Source organism: Rhizobium sp. BK376 (assembly GCF_004341625.1).
GTDB lineage: Bacteria > Pseudomonadota > Alphaproteobacteria > Rhizobiales > Rhizobiaceae > Rhizobium.
The window spans coordinates 1-7,257 of record NZ_SLZG01000069.1 but is presented as its reverse complement, the minus strand read 5'-3'; the positions used below and the strand labels follow the sequence as shown (position 1 = coordinate 7,257).

The 7,257-nt window shown below is 56.0% G+C and carries 5 protein-coding genes and 1 pseudogene; 2 read left to right on the top strand and 4 right to left on the bottom strand.

The genetic code is table 11. From position 1 onward, the window contains the following. The first annotated feature begins 264 nt into the window (after nucleotides 1-264). Both istA and istB read left to right on the top strand, forming a co-directional pair. Nucleotides 265-1,800 carry an IS21 family transposase gene (gene istA / locus EV561_RS36540; RefSeq protein ID WP_165928057.1) on the top strand — a complete coding sequence of 512 codons (1,536 nt, stop codon included), beginning with the start codon at nucleotides 265-267 and terminating at the stop codon, nucleotides 1,798-1,800. Nucleotides 1,801-1,812: 12 nt separating this feature from the next. Further along, nucleotides 1,813-2,568, top strand: a complete 756-nt coding sequence (gene istB, locus EV561_RS36535; RefSeq protein ID WP_132528716.1) for an IS21-like element helper ATPase IstB — start codon at nucleotides 1,813-1,815, stop codon at nucleotides 2,566-2,568. A gap of 196 nt (nucleotides 2,569-2,764) precedes the next feature. Here istB and EV561_RS36530 read toward each other — a convergent pair whose 3' ends face one another. From EV561_RS36530 to EV561_RS36515, 4 genes and pseudogenes are all read right to left on the bottom strand, one after another. After that, nucleotides 2,765-4,078, bottom strand: coding sequence for a divalent metal cation transporter (locus tag EV561_RS36530; protein WP_132528715.1), 1,314 nt, complete (start codon nucleotides 4,076-4,078; stop codon nucleotides 2,765-2,767). Between the two features lie 299 nt (nucleotides 4,079-4,377). Beyond that, nucleotides 4,378-5,124: a hypothetical protein gene (locus tag EV561_RS36525; RefSeq protein ID WP_132528714.1), complete on the bottom strand. Its 747-nt coding sequence runs from the start codon at nucleotides 5,122-5,124 to the stop codon at nucleotides 4,378-4,380. Further along, nucleotides 5,121-6,158, bottom strand: a complete 1,038-nt coding sequence (locus EV561_RS36520; protein WP_132528713.1) for a hypothetical protein — start codon at nucleotides 6,156-6,158, stop codon at nucleotides 5,121-5,123. The genes EV561_RS36525 and EV561_RS36520 overlap by 4 nt, the downstream gene beginning before the upstream one ends. Nucleotides 6,159-7,106: 948 nt before the next feature. Next, nucleotides 7,107-7,257: pseudogene (locus tag EV561_RS36515) on the bottom strand (IS5/IS1182 family transposase); the annotation flags it as partial.

The following is a 7,257-nucleotide window of genomic DNA, read 5'->3' as shown; positions in this document are numbered from 1 at the left end:
GTCTGCCCGCTGTGGCACGCTGACATCCCCTCCGACCCGACGTCGGAAAGCACGGCAATCAGCCGTCAGCTACACCACTCCAATGGACACGATCGCGGATTCCGACGTGAAGCCGGCCGGCATTCCGATCAAAGACCGGCCACCATTCCGATTTGAAGCCGGCCACCGTTCCAATCAAAGACCGGCCAGTTTTCGGCACTGAAGATTACCTCCTGGGTCAGCAACTTTTGGCATCGATACCTCGTGATGAACGAGGGGATTTTGATGCCGGCAAAGAGAAGGCTGACCATGAGACATTTGCGACAAATGCTGCGGCTTGCGGCAAGCGGAACCAGCTCGCGTGAGATTGCCGTCTTATTGGGAATTGCGCGTAGCACGGTGCAGGATAATCTGCAGCGCGCGGCAGCGGTTGGGTTAAACTGGCCCTTGCCTGGGGATCTCACCGACGATGCGCTCGAGAGCAAACTGTTCACTCGTAATGGCATCAAACACGGCACGAGACGACGGGTCGAGCCCAATTGGGCCGATCTTGCCATCGAGCTCAAGAAGCCGGGCGTTACCATGCTCATCCTGTGGGAGGAGTATCGTGGGTCGCACCCCGACGGTTACGGCTATAGCCGCTTTTGTGAACTCCTGCGTGGGTTTCAACAGCGGCTTTCACCGACGATGCGCCAGGAGCATGCTGCTGGCGACAAGGTGTTCGTCGATTATTCCGGCAAGAAGATCCCGATCGTTGATCGCAAGACCGGAGAGATCCGCGAGGCAGAGATCTTTGTGGCGGTGCTCGGTGAATCGAGCTTCACCTATGCTGAGGCGACCTGGACGCAAACGCTCCCTGACTGGATCGGCTCGCATGTCCGGATGTTTCATTTTTTTGGAGGCGTTCCCCGGCTGATCGTTCCCGACAATCTGAAGTCGGGCGTCAACCACGCCAGCTTCTACGATCCCGAGATCAACCGCAGTTACGGCATGATGGCCTCCCACTATGGCGTCGGAGTTCTCCCGGCACGGCCAAAGAAACCGCGGGACAAATCGAAAGTTGAGAACGGAGTCCGTTTTGCTCAGACCTGCATCCTGGGGCGGTTGCGCAAACTGACTTTCTTCTCGCTGGCTGAGGCCAATGCCGCTATTGGCCAAGCACTTGATCGCATCAACGATCACCTCATGCGTCGATTGGGTGTTACCCGGCGGCAAGTATTTGAAAGTGTCGAACGTGCTGCGCTCGCCAGCCTTCCGGGTGAAGACTACGAATTCGCCGAATGGCGTCTGGTCCGTGTCTCGACCGATTATCACGTCGAGTTCAAAAGCTTCTTTTATTCCGTCCCCCATGCCCTCATTCGCCAGCAGGTCGACCTGAGGGCAACGGCACGCACCATCGAGATCTTCCACCGCGGCAAGCGCATCGCCGTGCATCAGCGCCGGTATGGTGGTCCTCGCCATGGAACCGACCCAGATCACATGCCCAGTTCCCACCGGCGATACGCTGAGTGGACACCAGATCGCTTTCGGCGCTGGGCCGCATCCATCGGGCCACAGACAGAGGGCCTGGTGATCGCAATCCTTGCTAGCCGTCCGCACCCCGAACAGGGCTTTCGAACATGCCTGGGTGTGCTTCGCCTGTTTCGCGACATCGAACGCAATCGGGCCGAAGCCGTATCAGCACGCGCCGTCGAGATCGGTGGCCTGAACTGCAAGAGCATCGCCTCGCTGCTGGCCAACCACAAGGCGGCGCGCCATTCCACCGAACCAACCGCCATTGTCGACCATGCCAATCTGCGTGGCCCTGATTACTTTCATTGAGGAGACATACCAATGCTGACCAATCCCACCATCAACATGCTGCGTGAACTCGGCCTCAATGGCATGGCCACAGCCTTCCAGGAGCTCGACGCACAATCCGAAGCGCGCGACCTCGAGCATGGAGAATGGCTTGCCATACTACTCGAACGAGAGGCCACCATACGCCGCCAGAAGCGCTTCGAAGCCCGCGCCAGGGCTGCCAAACTTCGCCACGATGCGCAGATCGAGAATGCCGACTTTCGTGCCGCACGCGGTCTCGACCGCAATCTGTTCATGACGCTTGCTGGCTGCGATTGGATCCGCAGGCACCACAGCCTTCTCGTCACAGGGCCGGCCGGCGTCGGCAAGAGCTGGCTTGCCTGTGCACTCGGCCATAAAGCATGCCGCGAAGATTTCTCCGTCGCCTACCACCGGGTTCCCCGGCTATTCGCAACACTTGCCCTTGCACGAGGCGATGGGCGATATGGCCGGATCCTCAAATCGCTGGCCAAGACCGATCTGCTTATCCTTGATGATTGGGGACCGGAAAAGCTCAACGATGATCAGCGGCGCGATCTCCTCGAGATCATCGAAGACCGCTACGAGCGTCGATCGACGATCGTCACCAGTCAGGTGCCCCTGGATCGCTGGTGGGAAATAATAGCAAACCCCACGCTCGCCGATGCCATCCTGGACCGCCTCGTCCACAACGCCTATCGCATCGATCTCACCGGTGAAAGCATGCGAAAACAGCGCTCGCCGATAGTGCCTGAAACACCGCACGCTTGACCTGAAACAAAACCCGATCCAAACATCCAACAGACCCAGGATCAGTCCGACAAATGGCCGCCTTCAAATCGGAACGCCGGCCGGAATGAAATCGGAATGACTGGCCGGCTTCAAATCGGAATCGATGGCCGGCTTCATCGGAATACGCACATTATGCTCGTCGAATATTGCACACCTACCCGACAGTTGCCGTACGTCACTTGATGAAAAGCGTCACGCCCATGCCGATGGCGCATGCAGTCATTGCGGAGGTCGACAGCCAGCCGAAGACCTTGAGCCAGATGCCGATCGTATGTTCGCCCATCACCTGCTCGCTGGCGGCCATGATCATCATGACGACCATGATCGGCACAGCGACCACGCCGTTGATGACGGCACTCCAAAAGAGCGCATCGATCGGATTGATGCCACTGAAATTCAAAGCTGCGCCCACGAGTGTCGCGACGGCGATGGTCATATAGAATGCCTTGGCGTCCTGCGGCTTGCGAGCCAGGCCCGTCGGCCAGCGGAACGCCTCGCCCAGCCCATAGGCCGCGGAGCCTGCGAGCACGGGAACCGCAAGCAAGCCCGTGCCGACGATGCCGATGACGAAGAGTATCTCGGCGAATTTTCCGGCAACCGGTGCCAGCGCCTTGGCCGCATCCGCCGAGCTGTTGATGTCGGTTATGTTGTGGGCATGAAGCGTCGCTGCCGCGGTCACCATGATCGACAGGGCGATAAAGTTGGAGACGCCCATGCCAGCGATCGTGTCGAGATTGATCCGTTGATTGGCATCTGCCGCCTGTTCGGGGGCGTCCCTCAAGGGATCGCGCTCGGGCTTCTCCTTGAGGTCCTCGACCTCCTGCGACGCCTGCCAGAAGAACAGATAAGGACTGATCGTCGTGCCGAAGATCGCGACGATCGCGGTCAGGAACTTTCCGGAGAATTCGATCCTTGGGACAAAGAAGCCGATGCCAAGTGCTGTCCAGTCGATTTTGACGACGAACAGCGTTGCGACGTAGGCCAGCAGCGCAAGGCTCAGCCATTTGAGGATCCGGACATACTGCTTGTATTCCATGAAGATCTGCAGGGCGGCGCAGGCGAAGCCGAAGGCCGCGACGTAGATCAGGGAGGGGCCGCCGATGATGAGCTTGGCGGCGTCGCCCATGGCTCCGATATCTGCGCCGATGTTGATGATGTTGGCGATCAGAAGCACGCCGACACAGGGAAGAACCAGCCAGTTGGAATAGAATTTCCGAAGGTTGCCGGCCACGCCTCGTCCGGTCGTGCGTCCAAGGCGTCCGCTGATGATTTGGATGGCGACCATGAGCGGATAGGAGAACAGCAACGTCCAGGTCGCACCATAAGCGAACTGCGCGCCGACCTGGGAATAGGTGGCGATGCCACTCGGATCGTCGTCCGAAGCTCCGGTGACCAAGCCGGGACCAAGGATGCCGAGGAGTCTGGGTTTCGAGGGCTCGACTATCGGACTACGGGCAATGCGATTGTCGTTTGAATCCAGTGTTGCCATCGACGACCTCCACGACCATCCTGGCTAATGCCGGATCAGGTGTCACACAACGTCCATGATGGTTTCGGGGTTCCATCTTTCGCAATCAAACCCCCGGCGGGTCGCCCCGCGCTTTAGAGGAACTTTTCTGCCCATCGGAAATTTGGTTATTGCCTACGCCCCATGTGAGCGGAGCAAGGCGCGCACCTTCCGTCCCTGGCGCCTCGCTTCCCTCAGGGGTCACCATATCTCTTGCGACTACAGCAACGATGGAAGAAAGACAAAAAGCGGCCGCTACCGCGAGACTATTATAAACACTGTCAGCGGCCAGCGCGTTGCTGATTCCAGGTACCGATAGCGCTCTTTGGTGTGTAGTTGTCGGACACCCAGGTCTGAATGTCGTCAGCCGTTTTAATCGTCTGATCCTGCAGATCCTGCTCAAATGCGTTGTAAGCTTTAATCCCACCCTGATTGAATAGCTTTAAGCCAACCACGGCGGCCATTGTCTGCGCAGCTTCGTCTCCACCATTAGCGGCAACTATGTTGGCCGAATCCAGTCCTTTTGCCGACGTTACCAAGATGTTCGTTTGGTCCAGGTCTGCTGCGGCGTCGATCCCCAGCGGGGTCTTTAGAAACGCGTCAAGCTCGTCGAATTCGACCTGATTGAGCATATTAGCTGCACTCGTCTTCAGAGTATCGCCATTCATGGGAAGGCTGGTCAGGATTTGGTTCTGCTGATCAGCGGTGAGCGCGTTCCACTCCGGCGAAAGACTGAACGTATTAATAAAAGCTTGATAGCCCGCGGCCCAATCACCATTATGGCGCTGCCCGAAGTCCCACTGAAGATTCCCCGCCGTATAACCCGAATTCTCCTTGATCTGATCTGGGTGAATGGGAACACCGTTTGAGTTGAATTGTCCATCGCCACTGGCCGTCTCCCAGCCCGCCAGACCAAGACCCGGCTTTGAAGCTTCAGAACCCAACCCGACAGCGTAAAGGAAGATCGCGGATACCTGATAAAGGACGAGACCGGATACTTGTGCAGTGTTAATGGAGTTGGTCGTCATTTCGCATGCCCCTCCGTGAGTGTATTAAGTGCGTGATCGAACAGAATTTGAGCGCAATCGATGTCTGTCTTGACGCAGGCCGCCGGCAGATTCTCGCCGCGCTCGAAACCTGTGATTGCATTACTTACTGCAGCATATAGATCATCTAATTTTACAACTATATTATTGGGATTGGCGTTTGGATTAAAATATCCCAGAGGAATAACATAGATTGAATGCAAACTTGCTATGTATAAATTCCTGCTTGATACAAGAATATCTCCGGTAGTTGCTAACTCGGCATACTGGGAATTCACAGTTTTGCCATGGCTTGCCGCACACCCCCGCTCACCACCTTGTACCTCGTCGTTTTCGGCGTAGATGGCCTTCATCGCGAGGACGGCCTCATAAGAACTGTTGTCCCAAGTGATGCGGAGCGGGTCGGGATAGCTAAAGCAAGCAAGATTGGATGTGACAGCCTTCATCAACCTTATGCTTGCGGCGTTACGGCTATGGGAGATCGTTAGCCGATGCGCGGCGCCGTCGTCATCGTCGAAAATGATGTTGAGGTCGTCACTTTTGGTTGAGAGGGAAAAGGCGTGCATAAGCTGGTTGTCCCGCTCAATGCCCGAGGTGGCCGGCGCAGGAACAGCGCCATCCTTGCTCAAGAGATAGAATCCCTTGTCAATAAAGCCCGAGAATGCGGCCAGCGCGGGACTAGAGTGCAACTGCGTAACGACATAACTTAAGCTCGGTTCAACAAGGTATTGCAATCGCGGCGCAATCGTCTTCAAGGTGATAGTCTGTGGGCCTCGAATTTCGTCGCCAATGGCGTTATGGCGAACATCAAACGGAGCCTCTATCGGTTGTGCTTGCGCCTGACTGAAAAAACTTGCGAAGAACCAAATTGATACCAATGCCCAAACGGCTCGTCGACGTGGTGGTTGACAGTCATCCTCGACGATTCGCACACGTTGGCAAAACCGCTCGTATTCCCACGATGCCGTTCGCTTGACGGCAGAGAGCTGATCGGAGTTGAAAGACTTCAAAGACAACGCTATCCCCCCGTGCAAGCCGGCTCTCAAGATACCGTCTGGCTCGTTCTCATGTTTGGCAATTTAAAAATCTGCGTTTTACCGAGCCAAATGTGAACTCGGCACTCCTCAATCAAAGCTCACATCTCAGGGCTGAGTTCTAAAAAACCTTCCAAAAAAGCAAGTAACAGCAATCAGTGCTTCTCATCCCTCGGTTTCAATTTACGGAGATGAAGACAAAGTGAATCGCTTTGCGCAAGTGGGCATTGTCACCCAGCCACACACGTCAAGCGATAATGTCGTTTCGTAGTGTGCTACTCTGATTGGACGCAGGAGGGCTTCGATTACTCAACAGCGGCTGCGCAATTGCGTCGTACGGTCGATTTAATCGTGATGAATTAGCCGTTTTGGCTGACGATCGACCCGCGATCGAAGCTCGGGTCCGGTTCATGGTAGATGCAACCCATAGGAGATTTACACGCGCATCAAAAAAACGTGATGACAAAAGAAATTTGACCCGGCAGTCCGTGTAGACGCCAACAAATCAGCCAAAATGATCTCAAAATGATGCCTAAATGAAGTGAAACTGAAATCTGCACCAAATGCACGTCCTGCGCGATAAATCGTTCGTGATTCTGACAATCCGGTCTTGTGCGGCCTTAGGGGCGACGCTAGTGATAATTGCATTTCAACCTCATCACTTTGCTTATTGAGCTTGGTATTGCTTGTGCTCGAATGGGCAACCTACCTTCGATAGACCCCTCGATGAACGACGATAACCAAGCATCAGTACGACCGGCCGGGAAGGACGCGGCACGCCGAACTGCCTTGACCAGTGTGCTGCTGTTTGCGGTCGTTGCGGCGCTTTCGGGTTCGGCTTTCTGGTTCTGGCTGAATTCGGCCTTTGCTGCGGCAAGGCTTTGGTGCGCGGGTCGTTGAAAGAACGGCATTCCGTCTTTGATGCTGTTGCTACGGCGTTGCAGTCTTGCAGCGGACGGATTTCGGGCGTGCGCATGCCATCATTGTATTGAGGACCGAGCAGCCGATGGCGACTTCCGTCCGCTGCGCTCCGAATGAGCGCGCCCGCAGCCGGTGTCCGATGATCGATTTGTAACGACCG

Coding starts and splice junctions, on each gene's coding strand:
- istB (WP_132528716.1), top strand. CDS start 1,813: ATGCTGACCAATCCCACCATCAACATGCTGCGTGAACTCGGCCTCAAT.
- istA (WP_165928057.1), top strand. CDS start 265: ATGCCGGCAAAGAGAAGGCTGACCATGAGACATTTGCGACAAATGCTG.
- EV561_RS36525 (WP_132528714.1), bottom strand. CDS start 5,124: ATGACGACCAACTCCATTAACACTGCACAAGTATCCGGTCTCGTCCTT.
- EV561_RS36530 (WP_132528715.1), bottom strand. CDS start 4,078: ATGGCAACACTGGATTCAAACGACAATCGCATTGCCCGTAGTCCGATA.